General features: G+C 64.6%; 19 protein-coding genes. 17 read left to right on the top strand and 2 right to left on the bottom strand.

Features of this window, described 5'->3' with window-relative positions:
* Position 1 precedes the first annotated feature (1 nt).
* Positions 2-703: a response regulator gene (locus WCY17_RS00995; protein ID WP_372700294.1), complete on the bottom strand. Its 702-nt coding sequence runs from the start codon at positions 701-703 to the stop codon at positions 2-4.
* A gap of 279 nt (positions 704-982) precedes the next feature.
* Here WCY17_RS00995 and recA point away from each other — a divergent pair, with 279 nt between their 5' ends.
* The gene (gene recA, locus WCY17_RS00990; RefSeq protein WP_372700293.1) at positions 983-2,047 is read left to right on the top strand and encodes a recombinase RecA; all 1,065 of its coding nucleotides are present in this window, start codon (positions 983-985) and stop codon (positions 2,045-2,047) included.
* Positions 2,034-2,522 (top strand): recombination regulator RecX, encoded by a 489-nt coding sequence (recX, locus tag WCY17_RS00985; RefSeq protein WP_372700292.1) that lies wholly within the window; start codon positions 2,034-2,036, stop codon positions 2,520-2,522. Before recA ends, recX begins: the two co-directional genes overlap by 14 nt.
* 20 nt (positions 2,523-2,542) lie before the next feature.
* Here recX and WCY17_RS00980 read toward each other — a convergent pair whose 3' ends face one another.
* Positions 2,543-3,502 carry a LysR substrate-binding domain-containing protein gene (locus WCY17_RS00980; RefSeq protein ID WP_372700291.1) on the bottom strand — a complete coding sequence of 320 codons (960 nt, stop codon included), beginning with the start codon at positions 3,500-3,502 and terminating at the stop codon, positions 2,543-2,545.
* A gap of 103 nt (positions 3,503-3,605) precedes the next feature.
* Here WCY17_RS00980 and metE point away from each other — a divergent pair, with 103 nt between their 5' ends.
* From metE to cpaB, 15 genes are all read left to right on the top strand, one after another.
* Positions 3,606-5,903 (top strand): 5-methyltetrahydropteroyltriglutamate--homocysteine S-methyltransferase, encoded by a 2,298-nt coding sequence (gene metE / locus WCY17_RS00975; RefSeq protein WP_372700290.1) that lies wholly within the window; start codon positions 3,606-3,608, stop codon positions 5,901-5,903.
* A 47-nt stretch (positions 5,904-5,950) separates the two neighbouring features.
* Entirely contained in the window at positions 5,951-6,559 is a 609-nt protein-coding gene (locus WCY17_RS00970) for a DUF2889 domain-containing protein (RefSeq protein ID WP_372700289.1), read from the top strand.
* Between the two features lie 32 nt (positions 6,560-6,591).
* On the top strand, positions 6,592-7,752 hold the full coding sequence (sucC, locus tag WCY17_RS00965) for an ADP-forming succinate--CoA ligase subunit beta (RefSeq protein WP_372700288.1): 1,161 nt from the start codon (positions 6,592-6,594) through the stop codon (positions 7,750-7,752).
* 20 nt (positions 7,753-7,772) lie between these two features.
* Positions 7,773-8,654: a succinate--CoA ligase subunit alpha gene (gene sucD, locus WCY17_RS00960; protein WP_372700287.1), complete on the top strand. Its 882-nt coding sequence runs from the start codon at positions 7,773-7,775 to the stop codon at positions 8,652-8,654.
* Positions 8,655-8,667: 13 nt separating this feature from the next.
* Positions 8,668-9,612: a hydroxymethylbilane synthase gene (gene hemC, locus WCY17_RS00955; protein ID WP_372700286.1), complete on the top strand. Its 945-nt coding sequence runs from the start codon at positions 8,668-8,670 to the stop codon at positions 9,610-9,612.
* Positions 9,613-9,636: 24 nt separating this feature from the next.
* Positions 9,637-10,440: a uroporphyrinogen-III synthase gene (locus tag WCY17_RS00950; RefSeq protein ID WP_372700285.1), complete on the top strand. Its 804-nt coding sequence runs from the start codon at positions 9,637-9,639 to the stop codon at positions 10,438-10,440.
* Positions 10,437-11,717 (top strand): uroporphyrinogen-III C-methyltransferase, encoded by a 1,281-nt coding sequence (locus tag WCY17_RS00945; protein WP_372700284.1) that lies wholly within the window; start codon positions 10,437-10,439, stop codon positions 11,715-11,717. The genes WCY17_RS00950 and WCY17_RS00945 overlap by 4 nt, the downstream gene beginning before the upstream one ends.
* 2 nt (positions 11,718-11,719) lie before the next feature.
* Positions 11,720-13,105: a heme biosynthesis HemY N-terminal domain-containing protein gene (locus WCY17_RS00940; protein ID WP_372700283.1), complete on the top strand. Its 1,386-nt coding sequence runs from the start codon at positions 11,720-11,722 to the stop codon at positions 13,103-13,105.
* Positions 13,106-13,138: 33 nt separating this feature from the next.
* Positions 13,139-13,678: an inorganic diphosphatase gene (gene ppa / locus WCY17_RS00935; RefSeq protein WP_372700282.1), complete on the top strand. Its 540-nt coding sequence runs from the start codon at positions 13,139-13,141 to the stop codon at positions 13,676-13,678.
* Positions 13,679-13,690: 12 nt separating this feature from the next.
* Positions 13,691-14,398, top strand: coding sequence for a fumarylacetoacetate hydrolase family protein (locus WCY17_RS00930; protein WP_372700281.1), 708 nt, complete (start codon positions 13,691-13,693; stop codon positions 14,396-14,398).
* Positions 14,399-14,601: 203 nt separating this feature from the next.
* Positions 14,602-14,868, top strand: coding sequence for a hypothetical protein (locus WCY17_RS00925; RefSeq protein ID WP_372700312.1), 267 nt, complete (start codon positions 14,602-14,604; stop codon positions 14,866-14,868).
* Between the two features lies 1 nt (position 14,869).
* On the top strand, positions 14,870-16,201 hold the full coding sequence (locus tag WCY17_RS00920; RefSeq protein ID WP_372700280.1) for a hypothetical protein: 1,332 nt from the start codon (positions 14,870-14,872) through the stop codon (positions 16,199-16,201).
* Position 16,202: 1 nt separating this feature from the next.
* Complete coding sequence (locus WCY17_RS00915; RefSeq protein WP_372700279.1) at positions 16,203-16,913, top strand: hypothetical protein; 711 nt, start codon at positions 16,203-16,205, stop codon at positions 16,911-16,913.
* Positions 16,910-17,662 carry a hypothetical protein gene (locus WCY17_RS00910; RefSeq protein WP_372700278.1) on the top strand — a complete coding sequence of 251 codons (753 nt, stop codon included), beginning with the start codon at positions 16,910-16,912 and terminating at the stop codon, positions 17,660-17,662. Before WCY17_RS00915 ends, WCY17_RS00910 begins: the two co-directional genes overlap by 4 nt.
* Positions 17,659-18,768, top strand: coding sequence for a Flp pilus assembly protein CpaB (cpaB, locus tag WCY17_RS00905; protein WP_372700277.1), 1,110 nt, complete (start codon positions 17,659-17,661; stop codon positions 18,766-18,768). The genes WCY17_RS00910 and cpaB overlap by 4 nt, the downstream gene beginning before the upstream one ends.
* Positions 18,769-18,774 lie beyond the last annotated feature (6 nt).

The raw sequence follows: 18,774 nt of genomic DNA, 5'->3' as shown, positions 1-18,774 counted from the left end.
TTCAGCTGGCTGAGGTCGAATCGGCCGGCATGGTGCGCGTGTCGGGTTCGAGGCAATAGCCCAGGCCGCGGACTGTCATGATATGCACGTCTGCCGGTTCGATCTTCTTGCGCAGGCGGTGGATATAGACTTCGATCGCATTGGTGGTGACTTCTTCGCCCCATTCACACAACAGATCGACCAGCTGGTGCTTGCTGATCATGCGTCCGCTGCGCGACAGAAAGATCTCGAGCAGGCTGGTTTCGCGTGCCGAAAGTTCGAGAGGCGTCTGGTCGATGCTCGCCAGGCGCCCGAGCAGATCGAAATTGAGGCGGCCGTGGCGCAGGATCGAGCTGCGGCTGCCGCCATGACGGCGTATCAGGGCCCGCACCCGCGCTTCGAGTTCGCTGAGTGCAAATGGTTTGGACATGTAGTCATCGGCGCCGAGGTCCAGGCCTTCGACGCGCTGCTCGACGGAATCCGCGGCCGTCAGGACCAGCACCGGGATGGGCGTGCCACGCTGGCGCAGCTTGCGCAGTACCGACAGGCCATTGAGGCGCGGCAGGCCCAGGTCGAGGATGAGCAGGTCGAACGCCTGCAACTGGAGGGCCGAATCGGCGCTGGAGCCATCGTGCACGACATCGACGGCATAGCCGTCGCAGCGCAGGGAACGGGACAGGCCATTGGCTAGAATGCTGTCGTCTTCGGCAATCAGGATGCGCATGACGGAGAAGGCACTCCGGAAGTCGGGCGTGGGGTAGGAGCGGCCTGTACAAGGCTGCCCGCTACCGCGCATTTTGACATGATCGCTGGCCAGCCGGCATCAGGGTTAACGATGTGCGCTGGCCTTGGGCGAGCGTGCGCAACCGGGGCGCGATAGGTCGATTATGTGACAACTGGGTTTTCATACAGCATCATTTGATGCCATAATCTCGTCGAGTCGCTTAAACGGCATGCAGGCCGGCACGCCTGCAAGCCATCACTTCATACAGGAATCTTCCCCATGGACGAACGCTCCGGCAAGGTCAATCCAGAACGCGCCAAGGCCCTGGCAGCCGCCTTGTCGCAAATTGAAAAACAGTTCGGCAAGGGCTCCATCATGCGCTATGGCGACAACCAGGTCGAACACGACATCCAGGTCGTCTCCACCGGTTCGCTGGGCCTTGACATCGCTCTGGGCGTAGGGGGGTTGCCCCGCGGGCGCGTGGTCGAAGTCTATGGCCCCGAATCCTCCGGCAAGACCACGCTCACGCTGCAGGTCATTGCGGAAATGCAGAAAATCGGTGGCACCTGCGCGTTCATCGATGCTGAACACGCGCTCGACGTGCAGTATGCCTCGCGGCTGGGTGTGAACCTGGCCGATCTGCTCATTTCCCAACCCGACACGGGCGAGCAGGCCCTGGAAATCACCGATGCCCTGGTGCGTTCCGGTTCGGTCGACCTCATCGTGATCGACTCGGTGGCCGCGCTGGTGCCCAAGGCCGAAATCGAGGGCGACATGGGCGACTCGCTGCCCGGCCTGCAGGCCCGGCTCATGAGCCAGGCCTTGCGCAAGCTCACGGCCACCATCAAACGGGCCAATTGCATGGTGATCTTCATCAACCAGATCCGCATGAAGATCGGCGTCATGTTCGGCAACCCGGAAACCACCACGGGTGGCAACGCGCTCAAGTTCTACTCGTCCGTGCGCCTCGACATCCGGCGCATCGGCGCCATCAAGAAGGGTGACGAGGTCCTGGGCAACGAAACCCGGGTCAAGGTCGTCAAGAACAAGGTGGCGCCGCCATTCAAGCAGGTCGAGTTCGACATCATGTACGGCGCGGGCATCTCGCGCGAAGGCGAGGTCATCGATCTCGGTGTGCAGGCCGGTATCGTCGACAAGGCCGGTGCCTGGTACAGCTACAACGGCGAGCGCATCGGGCAGGGCAAGGACAACGCGCGCGAATATCTCAAAGAGCATCCCGACATGGCGCTCGACATCGAAAACCGCGTGCGCGAGCAATTCGGCGTGCCCGTGCGCGCAGACGCCGCGCGTATCGAGCCGCCCGCGAGCGATGACGCGCCCTGAACCCACAGCCGTCTCCGGGGTTGCCGGGTCTGCAGCCAGTCGGCTCAAGGCCCGGGCCGTGGGCTACCTGTCGCGACGGGAGCACTCACGGGCCGAACTCCGGCGCAAACTGGCACCGCACGCCGAAGACCCCACCATGATCGAAGCCGTGCTCGATGAGCTGGCGGCCGGGCAGTGGCAGTCCGACAGCCGTTATGTCCAGGGTTACGTCCGGGCCAAGGCGTCTCGTCAGGGCACCTTGCGCATTGTCCAGGCCCTGCGCCAGCAGGGCGTCGACGAGGCCGAGCTCGATGCCGTGCGGCGCGAGCTGCAGGGCACCGAATACGCCCGGGCGCAGCAGGTCTGGCAGGGCCGGTTTTCCGAACCCGCGACCGAAGCCCGTGAATACGCCCGCCAATACCGGTTTCTTGCCGGGCGGGGGTTTGCGGCCGATATCATCCGTGCCGTACTGGCACGCCGTGACCCGGACGCCTGAGTCGTTTTGCGCGCCGCGCATCAAGGCCGCCCGATCATGGCCCATTCTGTCGCGGCGCCACCACCCGGTTCGGTGGCACGGATGCCGGGCAGGGTGGCGAAAGAAGTCTCGCGGGCCTGCTTCACAAAAGCCTGCAGGTACGGTGCCGCTTCGTCTTCCAGCCTGACGGCCGCCCGCAGGGTACGCCAGATGCCGTTGCCCAGCCGGCAGATCACCAGCCCCGCGACATCGCGATATTCGTCCAGAGTCCAGCTGGGCAGCGCTGCCACGCCGCGGCCACTGAGCACCAGCTGGACGATCATCGGGGTCAGTTCTGCCGTACGCAGGGCGTGGGGCTCGACACCGGCTGGATCGAGAAATCCGGTGAACACATCCAGGCGGCTGCGTTCCACAGGGTAGGTGATCAACGTCTGGCCCTGCAGGTCCTCCGGGCTCAGGCTGGTGCTCTGTGCCAGCGGGCTGCGACTCGACACGGCCAGTACCAGCTCATAGGCAAACAGATTGGCATAGACAAGCCCCTCGAGGGGCTGAGGGTCGGATGTCACGACCACATCCACATCGCCACGCAGCAAGGCCGGCAGGGGTGCAAAGGCAAATGCGGCCGTGAGATCGAGCGCAACCTCGGGCCAATCCTTGCGGAAGGTATCCAGCGTGGGCATCAACCACTGAAAACAGGAGTGGCAATCGATGGCGACGTGCAGGCGTCCGGCTCGCCCGGCCGCCAGGCGGGACAGTTCCTGCTCGGCGGCCCGCATGCGCGGCAGGACGTCTTCAGCCAGTGCAACCAGGCGCAAACCGGCCGTGGTCAGGCGCGCGGGCCGGGTGCGCCGATTGAGCAGGGCGACCTTGAGGCGGACTTCGAGATCCCGCAATTGGTGTGACAGTGCCGATTGTGTCACATGCAGGCGTTCGGCGGCTTCCTGCAGGCTGCCGCCCTGGCGGATGGCCATCAGAGTTTCGAGGTGGCGTATTTCCAACATGAATATTTCTCAATGATTATGTGCAGGATTTGATTTTTCATTGCAGCCGGTTTGCGGCAGAATACCATTCATTGAGGAAAGATAATTCAAATTGGAAAATAAAATGACTATTATTCATAATTTGGGGTTCCCCAGGATTGGCGCACAACGTGAACTGAAACATGCACTGGAAGACTATTGGGCGGGGCGGCTCGACCAACCGGGGCTTCTGGAGGTCGGGCGGGCGCTCAGGGCACGGCATTGGGCGCTGCAGGCCCAGGCCGGTCTGGAATGGGTGCCTGTCGGTGATTTCGCCTGGTACGACCACGTCCTGGAATGGACGTGCCTGTTGGGCGCGGTACCCGCCCGCTTTGCCCAGGATGAGCGGGCTGATGTGGATCTGGACACGATGTTTCGCATGGCCCGCGGGCGCGCGCCATCGGGTACGCCCGCGCAGGCCTGTGAAATGACCAAATGGTTCGATACCAACTATCACACCATCACCCCCGAACTGCACCCGCGACAGTCGTATCGCATCGCCCGCGAGGATCTGTTCGACCAGGTGGCGGAGGCACAGGCTCTGGGCCATCGTGTGCGGCCCGTGATCCCCGGTCCGCTGACCTGGCTGTGGCTGGGCAAGGGCGATGCCTACACAGGTGGGCCGGCCGATGCGTCCAAGCTCGAACTGTTGCCGGGTCTGCTGACCGTGTATGAACAAGTCCTGCAGCGCCTGGGCCGCCAGGGTGTGGACTGGGTGCAGGTCGATGAACCGATTCTTGCGCTCGATTTGCCGCCCGCCTGGCTTCAGGGCTTTGAACTTGCCTACGGGCGTCTGGCCCGGCAGGGCCCAAGCCTGCTCTTGACCAGCTATTTTGGTCATGTACTCGACAAGCTGACCTTGCTGCAGTCATTGCCCGTGCAGGGCGTGCACGTGGATGGGGTTCGTGCGCCGCAGCAAATCGAGGCGGTGGCGGCGGCCCTGCGCAGCGATCAGATCCTGTCGCTGGGGATGATCGACGGGCGCAATGTCTGGCGTGCCGATCTGGACCGGATTCATGCCGCGCTGGTTCCGGTGCAGCAGGCTCTGGGCGAGCGCCTGTGGCTTGCGCCATCGTGCTCGCTGCTGCACGTGCCCGTCGATGTGACACCCGAAACCGGGCTGGATGCCGAATTGCGCAGCTGGCTGTCGTTTGCGGTGCAAAAACTGGATGAACTGCGTTTGCTGCGGGTTCTGCTGGATGCTCGGGGCGATGCGCACGATCAGGCCTGTCTGCAGCAGCAGAGGGTCGCATTGCGCAGGCGGCAGGCGTCCACCCGCATCCATCGTGCCGATGTGGCGCGCCGCCTGGCGGACTCGGCGGCCATCGTGCGCGAGCGCACGCCATTTGCGCAGCGTATCCGGGCCCAGCGGGCACGCCTGCAATTGCCCGCCTATCCCACGACGACGATCGGTTCATTTCCACAGACCGGCGATATCCGGCGACTGCGGCGTGACTGGCGAGCGGGCGCATTGGGCGATGCGGCCTATGAAAAAGCGATACGCGCAGAAATCGAGCGCGTCATCCGCTTGCAGGAAGAGATCGGGCTGGACGTCCTCGTGCACGGGGAACCCGAACGCAACGATATGGTGGAATATTTCGGCGAACTGCTGGCCGGGTTTGCCTTCACCGCCTACGGCTGGGTCCAGAGCTATGGTTCGCGCTGCGTCAAACCGCCTTTGATCTATGGTGATGTCAGTCGCCTGGCACCGATGACGGTGGCCTGGTCGGCCTACGCACAATCGCTCACTGACAAGCCGGTCAAGGGGATGCTGACCGGGCCGGTGACCCTGCTCGAGTGGTCGTTCGTACGCGATGATCAGCCGCGTGACCTGACCTGCCGTCAGATCGCCCTGGCGATTCGCGACGAGGTGCTCGATCTCGAGCAGGCGGGCATACGGGTCATCCAGATCGACGAGCCGGCGTTTCGCGAGGGCCTGCCCTTGCGCCGCGCTGACTGGGATGCCTATCTGGACTGGGCCGTCGACTGCTTCCGCTTGAGTACGGGGGGGGTACAGGATGCGACCCAGATCCACACCCATATGTGCTATTCGGAATTCAATGACATCATCGAGGCCATCGCGGCGATGGACGCGGATGTCATCACCATGGAGACTTCGCGCTCGAACATGGAGCTTCTGGATGCGTTCGAGGCCTATGCCTATCCAAACGATATCGGGCCCGGGGTATATGACATTCATTCGCCGAATGTTCCCGAGCAGGGCTGGATGATCGGGCTGATGCGCAAGGCCGCACAGCACCTGCCCCCCGAACGCCTCTGGGTCAACCCCGACTGTGGCTTGAAAACACGGGGCTGGCCAGAGACGCGGGCTGCCCTGCTGAACATGGTCCAGGCGGCGCAGACCCTGCGCGAAGCAGCCTGAACAGGTGCGTATATAATCCAAAGGTTTGACAGACATCAAGCCTTTCGATGCCCCTATCTCCTCCGGATTGCCCCCGCACGCCTTTGCACCACCGATCCATACACGTTCAGGCCTATGAGCGCGAAGATGGTCTGTGGGATCTCGAAGCCGAGCTCATGGACACGAAGGCGTACGATTTCCCCATACGCTCGGGCGACATGCACCCGGCAGGCCAGCCCGTCCATCACATGCTGTTGCGCATCACCATCGATGAGCACTACACCATCACGGCCGCCGAAGTCGCCTATGAGGCCGCGCCACATGGCGAATTCTGCAGCGCCATTGCGCCCGCCTACGAGAATCTGGTGGGGCTCAATCTGCTCCAGCGCTTTCGTCAGAGTGTGCGCGAACGCTTCGGCCGTACTGCAGGCTGTACGCACGTCACCGAGCTGGCCCAGGTCCTGCCGACTGCGGCCATACAATCCATGGCGGGGCGCAGGCGTACCCGGCCGACGCCCGGAAAGCGGCCCTTCCAGCTCGATGGCTGCCATGCCCTGAGGGTCGATGGCCCGGTGGTACGGGTCCATCATCCAGACTGGTACGAAGGGCCGGATGCCCCGGGGCCGGCGCAGCCAGGCACCCCGCGACGGGCGCAGCCAGACGTGGCGACAGGCTGATTTTTTCTCCATCCATCACAGGTAACGCTTTCATGAAAATTCACGAATACCAGGGCAAGGAATTGCTGCAGAAATTTGGCGTGACGGTTCCACGCGGAATCCCTGCTTTCACGGTCGACGAAGCCGTGAAGGCGGCCGAGCAATTGGGGGGTTCGGTGTGGGTCGTGAAGGCGCAGATCCATGCCGGGGGCCGTGGCAAGGGCGGCGGCGTCAAGCTGGCCCGCTCCATCGACGAAGTGCGCATGCTGGCCAACGAGATTCTGGGCATGCAGCTGGTGACCCATCAGACGGGGCCCGAGGGGCAGAAGGTCCGGCGCCTGCTGGTCGAAGAAGGCGCCGACATCCAGAAAGAGTACTACGTGGGCATCGTCACCGACCGAGCCACGCAGCGTGTCTGCGTCATGGCCTCGAGCGAAGGTGGCATGGAGATCGAAGAGGTGGCCGAAAAGACCCCCGAGAAAATTCTCAAGGTGTTCGTGGACCCCACCCGTGGCCTCACCGATGAAGAGGCTGTGGGGCTGGCCCGGGGCATCGGGGTGCCCGAGGCTTCGGCAGACAGGGCGGCTGCCGAATTCAAGAAACTGTATCAAGTGTACTGGGACACGGATGCCTCCCTGGCCGAGATCAACCCGTTGATTCTGGAAGGCAATGGCAACATCAAGGCACTCGATGCCAAGTTCAACTTCGATCCCAACGCTCTGTTCCGGCATCCGGACATCGTGGCCTACCGGGATCTCGACGAAGAGGATCCGGCCGAGATCGAAGCCAGCAAATACGACCTTGCCTATATTCAGCTGGAGGGCAACATAGGCTGCCTGGTCAATGGCGCTGGCCTGGCCATGGCCACCATGGACAGCATCAAGCTGTTTGGTGGCGAGCCCGCGAATTTTCTGGATGTCGGCGGTGGCGCAACGGCAGAAAAGGTGACCGAGGCCTTCAAGATCATGCTGGCCAACAAGGACGTGAAGGCGATTCTGGTGAATATCTTTGGTGGCATCATGCGCTGCGATGTGATTGCCGAAGGGGTCATTGCGGCCTGTCGTGCCGTGGACCTGGACGTGCCTCTGGTGGTACGCATGAAGGGCACGAACGAACAGAAGGGCAAACAGATGCTGGCTGAATCCGGCCTGCCCATCATCAGCGCCGATACCATGGCTGAAGCGGCGACAGCCGTGGTCGCCGCCGCACAATAAAGACATTCAGAGGAATATCCATGTCGATTCTGATCAACCAGGACACCAAGGTCATCACCCAGGGCATCACCGGCAAGACGGGCCAGTTCCATACGCGCATGTGCCGTGAGTATGCCAACGGGCAGGCAGCATTCGTGGCTGGGGTACATCCGGGCAAGGCAGGCCAGGATTTCGAAGGCATCCCGATCTTTGCGTCCGTACAGGACGCAAAGGCCCAAACGGGCGCTACGGTTTCAGTCATCTACGTACCACCGGCGGGTGCCGCGGCAGCGATCTGGGAAGCGGTCGAGGCCGATCTCGATCTGGTCATCTGCATCACGGAAGGCATCCCGGTGCGCGACATGCTCGAGGTACGCAACCGCATGCGGGACCAGAACCGCAGAACACTGCTGCTCGGGCCCAACTGTCCCGGCCTGATCACTCCGGATGAAATCAAGATCGGCATCATGCCCGGTCATATCCATCGGAAAGGCCGGATCGGCATCGTCAGCCGCTCGGGCACGCTCACCTACGAGGCCGTCGCCCAGGTGACCGAACTGGGCCTGGGGCAGTCCAGTGCGGTGGGGATCGGGGGCGACCCCATCAATGGCCTCAAGCACGTGGATGTGCTCAAGATGTTCAACGACGATCCGGAAACCGATGCCGTCATCATGATCGGCGAAATCGGCGGCCCTGACGAGGTCGATGCCGCCCGCTGGGCCAGGGCGAACATGAGCAAACCCGTGGTGGGCTTCATTGCCGGGGTCACGGCACCGGCGGGCAAGCGCATGGGCCATGCGGGTGCCCTGATTTCGGGCGGCGCAGACACGGCCGGTGCCAAACTCGAGGTCATGGAAGCCTGCGGGATACGCACCACGCGCAACCCGTCTGAAATGGGCGTGCTGCTCAAATCGGTGCTGTAGGGCGCTGGCGGCCATGCTTGCAGCACCCCGGCACCTGACCATCGCGACACGGGCGAGCCGCCTGGCCCTGTGGCAGGCCCGCCATGTCCAGGGCCGCCTGCAGGCGCTGTATCCGTCCTGTCAGGTGGATCTTCTCGAACTCACGACGCGTGGTGACCAGATCCTCGATCGCAGCCTGTCCAAGGTGGGCGGCAAGGGCCTGTTCATCAAGGAGCTCGAACTCGCCCTTCTCGATGGCCGCGCAGATCTGGCCGTACATTCGCTCAAGGACGTGCCGGTGGATCTTGCCGAGCCCTTTCAGCTGTCTGCAATCCTGGAGCGGGCCGACCCACGGGATGCCCTGGTATGCCCGGTCGGCGGCGGCCTCGATGCGCTGCCGGCGGGCTCGGTCGTGGGCACGTCCAGCCTGCGGCGCGAAGCCCAGTTGCGCGCCCGCTTTCCTCACCTGCAGGTCAAGCCGCTGCGAGGCAACCTCGATACGCGTCTTGGCAAGCTCGACCGGGGTGACTATTCGGCGATTATTCTGGCGGCATCCGGGTTGCAGCGGCTTGGCCTGGCCGAACGGATTCACTCATTCCTGCCGGTTGAATGGTGCCTGCCGGCGGCGGGGCAGGGGGCTCTGGGGATCGAGACGCTGGCGTCCCGAAGCGACCTGTCCACGATGCTGGCGCCCCTGGCCTGTGCGCTCAGCCGGGCCTGCGTAGTGGCCGAGCGGGCCGTATCGCGTACTCTGGGCGGCTCCTGTCAGGTACCGCTGGCCGCCCATGCCGTCTGGCAGGCCGATGAGATCTTCCTGCGGGCACTGGTGGCAGAGCCGGATGGTTCGTGCTGCTTCAAGGCCGAAGGCCATTGCGCCCCCGAGCAGGGTGAAGCACTGGGCGTCCAATTGGCGCACGCTCTGATCGACCAGGGCGCAGATCGGATTCTGGCCAGGTTGGGCCCACCCGAGCCGAACTGATCGCCAGGCCTGACGTCGGCGTCCATGCATCAGTCTCCAGACCATCACGAAAGCCGCAGCGTCAGCATCCTGCTCACGCGTCCGGCCGAGCGCAACCAGGGGCTGGCGCGGCGCCTGCTTGCCGAAGGTTGCGATGTGCTGGACGCGCCCGCATTGCGCATCGATACGGTCTCCGGAGCCTGCCCGTATCCGGGCCCTGGTGACCTGTTCGTATTTGTCAGCCGGCATGCCGTTGAAGCGTACTTCGATCAGCATGCCCAGTGGCCCGCCCAGGCCTGGGCCGCCGCAGTGGGTGCTGCAACAGCCCAGGCGCTGCGCGAGCGCGTACCCGCCTCCCGTGTGCTCGCACCGGGCCCGGGATGTGCGCCCGACTCCGAGCATCTGCTCGAAATCTTGCTGCAACGCCTGCCAGATCCGCAACAGGCCCGCATCCTGCGGGCACAGCAGGGTCGCGACTGGCTGGCGACCCGCCTGGCCGCCCATGGGTGGACGGTGTCCTGTCATGCGGTCTATCGGCGTGTACCCGTGCTGTGGGATGCCACGGTGACACGCCGACTGGCCTGGGGCCACCCGCTCGTGCTGCTGTTGACCAGCCTCGAGGCGCTGGATGCAATCGATCGCAGCCTGGCCTTTCACGGCGTCTCGTGGCCCGGAAGTGGCCTGGCCGCCGTGACACTGCACGAAAGAATCGTGCGGCGTTTACAATGTCGCTGTGAAGAAGCCGGCGCGGCACCGCCGATCGTCCAGATCAGCGCACCCGATGAATCCTCGCTGTTTCGCGCTATATTGGCTGCTGCACAATCTGTTTGGAACCCGCCCTCCTCATGACCGATACCGACAAGAACCCGCCAGCCCCTGATGTCGATACCCATTCATCGGCATCGGTTCCGGATTCCTCGGCCAGCCGGGCCTCGGCTGGGCAGCCCGCATCCCGCCGCCTGGCCGGCTCGCTGATCCTGTCGATCGCGCTGGTCCTGCTGGCCGTCATTCTGGGGGGCGCGCTCTATTATCAGCATCAGCAGTATCGCACCCTGCTGGCCGATGCCCAGCAAGAGCGTGCCGGCTATCAGCAGATGCTGGATCGCACGCGAGAGCAGGCCGATCAGGCGCTTGGCCAGGTGCGTCAACAGGCCGCACAGCTGCGCGATCTGCAGGCCACCCTGGAAACCACCAATGGCCAGGTGCAGGAACTCGACCAGGCCCTGCAGCTCATGACCGACAGCGGTTCCGACCTGCTGTTGCTCAATGATATCGACCACCTGCTGGCCATGGCCGAACAGCAACTGGCCATGGGTGGCAATGTCGCCAATGCACTGATCTCGCTCGAATCTGCGCAGGCGCGGCTGGCCCGGGCCAATCGGCCTGCACTGGCTGCCCTGCAGCAGTCCATCAATGGTGACATCGACCGTCTGCGGGCTGTCGCCACCATCAATCTGCCGGTGCTGTCCGAACAAGTCAACCACCTGTCCGAACTGGTCGGGGCGGCCACCTTGCTGGTCCCCGAGAAGGCAGATGGCCAGTCGCCAGCCCACGATGCCGCAGATGCACAAGCGGCTGCCCCCAGGCCCCAGGACGAAGCCGCGGCCGCCAGCCCGGCACCGGGCACGCCCGAGTGGCAGGTCATGGCTGGCCAGGCCTGGGGCCAGGTCCAGGAAACCGCGCGCCTGGCGGCCCGCGACCTGCGCGAACTGTTCGATGTGCGCAGGGTGGACGACCCCGCCGCTTTGCTGATGTCGCCCGAGCAGGCGCTGCGTTTTCGCGAAGCCCTCAAGCAGCGGGTCATGATGGCCCAGTTGGCCTTGCTCATGCAGCAGTCCCGGATCTGGCGTACCGAGCTGGCCTACCTGGCAACGGCCATCGACGAACGTTACGACATGCGTGATGAATCCGCGCGCCAGGCGTTGAAACTCGCCAGAGAACTCCACGACACCCCTATCGAGATCCGGCTGCCCGGCCTGGAAAACAGCCTGGCCGCTCTGGCCGCTGCCCGTGAGGCTGAACAATCTGCCTTGCATGCGCCGGTATCCGATGGGGGGGCTCAGGCGCCCGGGGCCGGCAAGGGGCTGCCAGTCGAGCGCCCCACCCGTGACCCGCAGCAGGGGTAGCCATGCGTACCCTCATCTGGACCCTGGTTCTGCTGGCTGCGGCTGTCATGGCCGCCTTGCTGCTCAATGATCATGGTGGCAATGTACTGATTCTGGCCCAGCCCTGGCGTATAGAGCTCTCGATCAGTCTGGCGATTGCACTGTTGATCGTGGCCTTTTTCGTATTGCATGGCGTGCTGCGCCTGGTCGAGTGGCTGGCGCGTGGCCCCCAGCGGGTGCGCGACTGGCGTGGCCGTCGAACCCAGAAGCGCGATGTCGAGCTGCTCGAGAAAGGCTGGATCAACGCGCTCGAAGGCCGCTATGCGCAGGCCGAAAAGGATCTCGGTACCCTCATGTCGCGTACGCCATCGGTGCCCCGCAAGGTTCTGGCGGGGCTCAGTGCGGCACGCGCCCTGCATCTTCTTGGCGAGTACGCCCGGCGCGACCAGACCCTGGCCATGGCTCGTGAAGGCGCGGCATCCGATGTGCGGCTGCGCCAGGTGGTCGACACGGTGACTGCCGAAATGTTGCTGGATCAGAATCGTGCCCTCGAGGCGCTGCAACTGCTCGAACCGCTGCAGGATGCCTCATCGCGCTTCCTGCATGGCACGCGCCTGCTCCTGCGCGCACATCACCAGCTGGGTCACGCCCGGCAAGTTCATGACATCACGCGCCTGCTGTCACGACGCAGCGCCATTGAAGCGCCCCGGGCACATCGCCTGATCTGCGAAGCCACCGCGCAGCGCCTGGCCGAGGCATCCGAAGCAGATTGGGGGGCCCTCTGGGGTGACCTGTCGAGCGCCGAGCGCCTCGACCCTCTGGTGGCCCTGGCGGGTTCCGAAGCCCAGCTGCGTTTTGGCCATCCGGATGAATCCGCGCGCATTCTCGAAGCCGCCCTCAATCAGGAGCTCGACGACCGCCTGCTGCGGGCCTATGCGCGTTGCGATGCCGATCAGGCCAGGAAACGCCTGGGGCATGCCGAACTCTGGCTCAAGGCCAGTCCGGAGCACCCGGGCCTGCTGACGGCTCTTGGCCAATTGTGCCTGGCCGCCGAACTCTGGGGGCAGGGCGAACACTATCTGCAGCGTAGCCTGGCGCTGCGTTCCGACGCACACGTGCATGCCCTGCTGGGCAATCTGCAGGATGCCCTCGGGCGGCCCGAGTCCGCGCTGCTGCACTGGCGTCAGGCCTGTGAGGCGGCAGATGCCGAAATACCGGCCATCCGGCATATGCTGCCTGCAGCAGACGTGCGTGATGATCCGGGTTACCTGAGCCTCGATGGGGTGGCAGCGCCGCCGCAGCCCGAGCCGCAGAGTCCGGCCAAGCGTGCCGAAGACCTCTATTTTGACAGCGCGCCGCTGCCTGGCGTGGACATGACACAGACATCCGATCGCAGCCTGCAGCGCTGAGCCCTTTCATTCTTTGATCAACAAGGAAACCCAATGAGCCTGAATCAGGTCCCGCCGGGGGATAAACGGCCCGAAGAATTCAATGTCGTCATCGAAATCCCCATGAATGCCGATCCGGTCAAATACGAGGTCGACAAAGCGAGCGGCGCCGTCTTCGTCGATCGGTTCATGCTCACGGCCATGCATTATCCTTGCAACTATGGCTATATTCCACAAACCCTGTCCGAAGATGGGGACCCGGTCGATGTGCTCGTGCTGGCGCCGTTCCCGGTGCAGGTCGGTGCGGTCATCCGTTGCAGGGCGCTTGGTATGATGAACATGGAAGACGAAGCAGGCCGGGATGCCAAACTGCTGGCCTGTCCGGTCGACAAACTCTATCCGCCGTATCGCCATCTGCGTTCGGCAGATGACCTGCCAGCTGAAGAACTGGCACGCATCCAGCACTTTTTCGAGCATTACAAAGACCTCGAAAAGGGCAAATGGGTGAAGGTGCAGGGCTGGTCCGGGCTGGATGCCGCCAAGGAGGAAATCATGGCTTCGGTGAAACGGTTCGCCGGCGGCTCACCCGACTGATGCCAGGCCACCATGACGACATCCGAACATTTCTCCCTGCCTGACGTAGCTGTGCCAACGCTGGCCATCGCCGGCAGTACGGCCCGCTTCCCGGTGCGGCGCATCTATTGTGTGGGGCGCAATTATGCCGATCATGCCCGTGAAATGGGCGCGTCGGGTCGCGAGCTGCCATTTTTCTTTGCCAAGCCGGCCGATGCCGCCTTCAGCGTACCCGAGGCCACCCGCGGCGCACTGCCGTATCCGCCGGGCACACAGGATCTCCACCACGAGGTCGAACTGGTGGTGGCGCTGGCGGCGGGTGGCCGTGATCTGTCCATCGAACAGGCGGCTGCGGCCGTATGGGGATACGCCATCGGGCTGGACATGACGCGCCGCGATCTGCAGGCTGCCGCGAAAAAGGCGGGCCGGCCCTGGGAAACCGCAAAGGCTTTTGATTACAGCGCCCCCATGGGGCCTTTGCACCCCGTTGCGCGGGTAGGGGCATTGTCCTCCGGGGTGATCGAATTGCGGGTCAATGACCAATTGCGCCAGTCGGGTGATCTGGCCGACATGATCTGGCCGGTGCCCGAAGCGATTGCCTATCTTTCGACGCTGTTCGAACTGCAGCCTGGCGACCTGCTGTTTACCGGTACCCCGGCGGGCGTCGGCGCCGTGCAGGTGGGCGATCGGCTCGAGGCCCGGATCGCCGGGCTGGGGGTGCTGATACTGCAGGTGACGTAGCCGCGTCGATCTTCAACCAGCCCCGATGCATGCATCGGGGTTTTTTTATCCATCTCGGATTGCGCGAATGGTGGTGGGTCGGATGGTGCAGGACACTGGATGCCTGTCCCGTCCTGCCGGAGTCCGCCATGAAAACCCCCGCTTCCTCCAAGATGAAAGCCCTCGTTTCCTCCAGGTTCGTCCGGTATTCCGTGGTCTATGGTATGGGCGCGCGGCGGGTCAGGCAGGCGGGGCAGGCCATGGTCGAGTACGTGATTGTGGTGGCCCTCGTGGCCGTCGCTGCAATTGCCGTGTATCAGTTGTTCGGGCAGGTGATTCGGGCCCAGACCGCTGCAATGGCCCGTGAAATCGCCGGCGAAGATGGCACCGAACAATCGCGTGTCGCGCAGTCTGCGGCCGAATTGGCCGCGGCACAAACGGCGGCCAAATCGCTCAAGTCGTTCACCGGCAATGCCGATGCCGCGCAGTGACATGGCCAGCAGAATGCATCCCGAATCCGCACGTGACAGCGCAATTCGCCAGACCGGGCAGGTTCTGGTGCTGGGGCTGTTGCTGGTGGCGGCCGTCAGTCTGGCCTGGTTGCGGTTTTTCTCGACCAGCGAGGTACTGAGCGAAAAGACGAGGCTGGTTCACGGGCTCGATGCGGCCGCCTACAGTGGTGCACTCGTACAGGCGCGTACGCTGAATTTCGTGGCGTATCTGCAGCGCGCCCAGTGGGCTCACCAGATTGCCATGGCGCACCTGGTCACGCTGGGCAGCTGGGCCCATTTCGGGGGCATGGAGGCGCAGCGTCTGGCCCGGGGCAATCCCCCGGCGCACCTGATCGGCCTCGAATTCGGCCCGGCGCACGGTCAGGCCTATCTGGCCGCAGCGCAGGCCGCCGGGCTCGAGCAGCAGGTCCGCCAGGGCAGTGCCCTGCAGCAGGCGTACGCGGCCCACGAAACATTCGTGCACGACACCACACTGGCGCTGGTTGAAACATTGGCCAAAGAGCTGCCCGAACGCCGGCTGGCCATGATGCGTGCGGTCATGGCCGCGCAGTACCCGGAAGATACCGAGCCCTCCTGGACACTGGAACTCCTGCACGACGACTGGCCCGGTTTCCTGCACCGCCAGGCGCCCGATGCCGCCTCGTTGTCGTGGCTGGCTTCACTGGCGGCACTGTATCCATTCCTGGGCCCCAGGCACTACACGGCGCGCAATCCATGGCCGGTGAGCACGCGCTGTCCGGGCTTGCGCCACGAACTTCGGCGCCGCGGCGACACGCGCCTGGATGCGGGCGGGCGCTGGGAAGCGGGGGACACCCAATCCTTTCATGCCTTGCGCTCGAACCGCTGGATCGGCTGTTACTTCCGCGAATACGCCATGGGCTGGGCCTGGCTGCCCGCCCACGAGCGGCAGGTGCTGGCCGACGATCACGTCCAGAACCCGCCCGATGCGTTTCCCGACCAGGCGTTCTGGCGCTGGGTGCAGGCCTCTGCGGGCTGGGATCTGGTCGGTGGCCAGGCCAACCCCCTGGCCAACTCCTATGCGGTACGGGATCGCCAGGCATGGGGTGCCCGTGGGCTGGCAGGGCACTACGACGTGCAGCAATCATCCGCTGCGGCAGGTCAGGCCCGCTTTGTCGTTCAGGCGCACCGAACGGGGGCCGGGGGGCAGCGCGTGCGTGCGCGCAGTGCTGCAGAAAGTCATTTCTCCAGGCCGGTCGAACGGGCCGATGGCCGGCATGAGCACCCCAACCTGTTTCATCCATACTGGCTGGCCCGTCTGGCGTCCGGGCTGGATGACCCTTCGGGAGACTGACATGAATCGGCATGCGCAGGCGGGTCAGGCATTGGCTGAAGCCTTGCTGGCACTGGGCGTATTGGGCAGTCTGTGGGTCGCCATCGGCTGGTTGGGCCAATTGCAGGATATCCGCCAGCAACTCGATCACGCCAGCCGGCACGCCGCCTTTGCGTTTGCGCATCAGGGCCTGGCGCCCGCATCGATCGAGGCGCAGGCGCAACAGGACATGGCGGGCCCGGGCCATGTCTGGCAAACCCGCGATGGCCTGGCGCGCATCTCGGGTACCGCCGCGCTGCACTTGGGCCAGACGGGCTCGCCCGCGCCCGTGCAGATCGGTGACCCGGCTGCGGTCGCCAAGGCATTGCGACGCGAATTGCATCTGGGCGATGAGCAGCCCTGGGCAGCGCGCATCTCGCTGGCGACGCGCGGGCGGCCATCGGTTCTTGGCACTCTGGCCGACTTTGACTTGTCTGGCCTGCGCTTCCAGCGCCATACCGCCATCGCCAGGGGGTCGGGTGCGGCCCAGGCGGATGCCGAAGTGCATGAGATCCTCGCGCAGAGTCAGGCCGCCTGGCGCACCATGGCGGACTCGTCGCGCACGGCTGGGTACGCGGTTGCGCAGCGCATGGCCGGTGTGGATCAGGCCTGGTCGCGCGCGCAGCCCGAGTGGGACTGGCTGGCTTCCTGGGCCGGCAGGCTGCCTGCCCGCTATCTCGAGGTCTCGCCATGAATGACACATTGCAATGCGTTCTGCTGGCTCTGCGCGTCTGGCTGGGCCTGCTGCTGTTGGTCGCTGGGGTTCTGGTGCCTGGCGGCCGGGCAGGTGCCACGCCCCTGGAAACGGCAGGCCTGCCTGCCGAATCAGGCTGGCAGTGGGCGGCGTCCGAACATTTCGAATGGCCGACTGCAGTGCTGGATGTGCGCACCTTCACGGCACCCCACGGTCTGGCGCGCACGGCTGCTCACCTGGCCCGGCGCATGGGTCAGCGCTTCGATCGCATCCAGTTCGCCCGCAATGGCCTGCAATTCTCCGGGTTGCGGCAGGGCCAGCATTGGCTTGCGCACCTGCAGCCGGCGATATCGGGAACGCATGGCGTGCTGTCGATCCTGTCCCCCAGGCCCGCACCGCGCATGCCCTACAGCCTGTCCGGGCACGTGCCAGCGGCCTGCACCGCCGTACTGCGAATATCGACCCGTGCCTCGGCAAGCCAGGAGCAATTGGTGAGCTACCGCTGCCCGGGTTCCATGCAAAAAGCCATCCGCCAGGTGCACACCAGTCTGCTGGCGCACGGTTGGCGGCGTCACCCGGCTGAGCCCGACGCCACCTCGCCGGTGCATGGCGATCCCGGCGCCGAAGGCGGCTTCGGGCGCTCGACAGACTGGCAGCATCCCCATGTAAAAGCCAGCCTCACCCTGTTGATTCGTGCGCTTGGCCAGGATGTGGCACTGGTGTTCTGGTTGCGTCCCGAGGGCTCATGAACCGGTGGCTTGCGTTTCTGTCCCGGCCCTTGTTCCTGGGTATTCTTGCCGGCGCTTGTGGCCTGCTGGCTGCCCTGTTCCTGAGCCAGCATGTGCGCGAGCGCATCCAGGCGGTCGAACGTGAGGCCCGGCTTGAAATGGTCGAACGCATCGTGGCCGCGCACGACCTCCTTGCGGGTTCGCGTCTCGAAGCCGGCGACCTCGCGGTACGCAGCTTTCCCGTCCGCTGGGTAGGTCGTGATGCCCTGCCTGCCGTGCGCCATCTCGAACTGCAGGGCAAAGTGCTGATGATCGACGTCCGGGCGGGCGACCCAGTGTTGCCGACCCACGTTCAGGTCCCATCCGAAGCCCTGTCCGGGCAGCTGGCGCCGGGGCGGCGTGCGGTGACGTTGCCGGTAGACCAGGTCAACTCGCTGTCCGGGCTGTTGCAACCCGGTGATCTGATCGATCTGTATGTTTCATTCGATCATCAGCGCAAGCGCCTGACGACCCCCTTGCTGCAAGGGGTGCAGGTTCTGGCGACCGGCCGGGAGACCCAGCCATCCGAGAATCCGGATGGTTCGTCCTACAGTACGATCACGCTGGATGCAGCCCCCGAGGATGTCATCAAGCTGGTGGCTGCGCGACAGGCTGGCACACTGACGGCGATCCTGCGCCATCCGGGTGACGCCCTGGCCAACCGGCTCGCGGCGCGGGGTGATCTGGCTTCTTTGCTGGGGGTGGCCAATCCACCGCCCAGGCCGGCACGCAGGGCCGTGATTCTGTATGGCTCATCCGGTGCCCGGGGCCTGCCCGCGTGGGCTCGTGGCGAGCAGGCCACGAGCCGGCCGGGCAATGGCTGGTTCGATATGCCGCCCGATCTGCAACTGAGTGCGCTGGCCCGGCGTGCAAACGGGCCAGCGCTCATGGCGGACAGGGCCGCGGCGGATCCTGATGCCGATATCAGCGCAGAGGACAGCACCATTGACGGCGCAGGTCACGACGGTGCAGCTTACGGCGCCGCTTACGGGGCAGGTCACGGTACCGACGGCGGCGCGTGGCCACAGCTTCGGGGCGCATTTGACGACGACCCGGACATCATCCCATCCATCGATCCGACAGAATAAATACAC

Origin of the sequence: Castellaniella sp., assembly GCF_041677825.1 — a bacterium.
Classification (GTDB): Bacteria; Pseudomonadota; Gammaproteobacteria; order Burkholderiales; family Burkholderiaceae_B; genus Castellaniella.
This window is presented reverse-complemented; position numbering and strand designations above follow the sequence as displayed.

Coding starts and splice junctions, on each gene's coding strand:
- recA (WP_372700293.1), top strand. CDS start 983: ATGGACGAACGCTCCGGCAAGGTCAATCCAGAACGCGCCAAGGCCCTG.
- WCY17_RS00920 (WP_372700280.1), top strand. CDS start 14,870: ATGGCCAGCAGAATGCATCCCGAATCCGCACGTGACAGCGCAATTCGC.
- WCY17_RS00970 (WP_372700289.1), top strand. CDS start 5,951: ATGCCCCTATCTCCTCCGGATTGCCCCCGCACGCCTTTGCACCACCGA.
- sucC (WP_372700288.1), top strand. CDS start 6,592: ATGAAAATTCACGAATACCAGGGCAAGGAATTGCTGCAGAAATTTGGC.
- WCY17_RS00910 (WP_372700278.1), top strand. CDS start 16,910: ATGAATGACACATTGCAATGCGTTCTGCTGGCTCTGCGCGTCTGGCTG.
- WCY17_RS00940 (WP_372700283.1), top strand. CDS start 11,720: ATGCGTACCCTCATCTGGACCCTGGTTCTGCTGGCTGCGGCTGTCATG.
- WCY17_RS00915 (WP_372700279.1), top strand. CDS start 16,203: ATGAATCGGCATGCGCAGGCGGGTCAGGCATTGGCTGAAGCCTTGCTG.
- recX (WP_372700292.1), top strand. CDS start 2,034: ATGACGCGCCCTGAACCCACAGCCGTCTCCGGGGTTGCCGGGTCTGCA.
- cpaB (WP_372700277.1), top strand. CDS start 17,659: ATGAACCGGTGGCTTGCGTTTCTGTCCCGGCCCTTGTTCCTGGGTATT.
- WCY17_RS00930 (WP_372700281.1), top strand. CDS start 13,691: ATGACGACATCCGAACATTTCTCCCTGCCTGACGTAGCTGTGCCAACG.
- metE (WP_372700290.1), top strand. CDS start 3,606: ATGACTATTATTCATAATTTGGGGTTCCCCAGGATTGGCGCACAACGT.
- WCY17_RS00995 (WP_372700294.1), bottom strand. CDS start 703: ATGCGCATCCTGATTGCCGAAGACGACAGCATTCTAGCCAATGGCCTG.
- WCY17_RS00925 (WP_372700312.1), top strand. CDS start 14,602: ATGGGCGCGCGGCGGGTCAGGCAGGCGGGGCAGGCCATGGTCGAGTAC.
- WCY17_RS00950 (WP_372700285.1), top strand. CDS start 9,637: ATGCATCAGTCTCCAGACCATCACGAAAGCCGCAGCGTCAGCATCCTG.
- hemC (WP_372700286.1), top strand. CDS start 8,668: ATGCTTGCAGCACCCCGGCACCTGACCATCGCGACACGGGCGAGCCGC.
- WCY17_RS00945 (WP_372700284.1), top strand. CDS start 10,437: ATGACCGATACCGACAAGAACCCGCCAGCCCCTGATGTCGATACCCAT.
- ppa (WP_372700282.1), top strand. CDS start 13,139: ATGAGCCTGAATCAGGTCCCGCCGGGGGATAAACGGCCCGAAGAATTC.
- sucD (WP_372700287.1), top strand. CDS start 7,773: ATGTCGATTCTGATCAACCAGGACACCAAGGTCATCACCCAGGGCATC.
- WCY17_RS00980 (WP_372700291.1), bottom strand. CDS start 3,502: ATGTTGGAAATACGCCACCTCGAAACTCTGATGGCCATCCGCCAGGGC.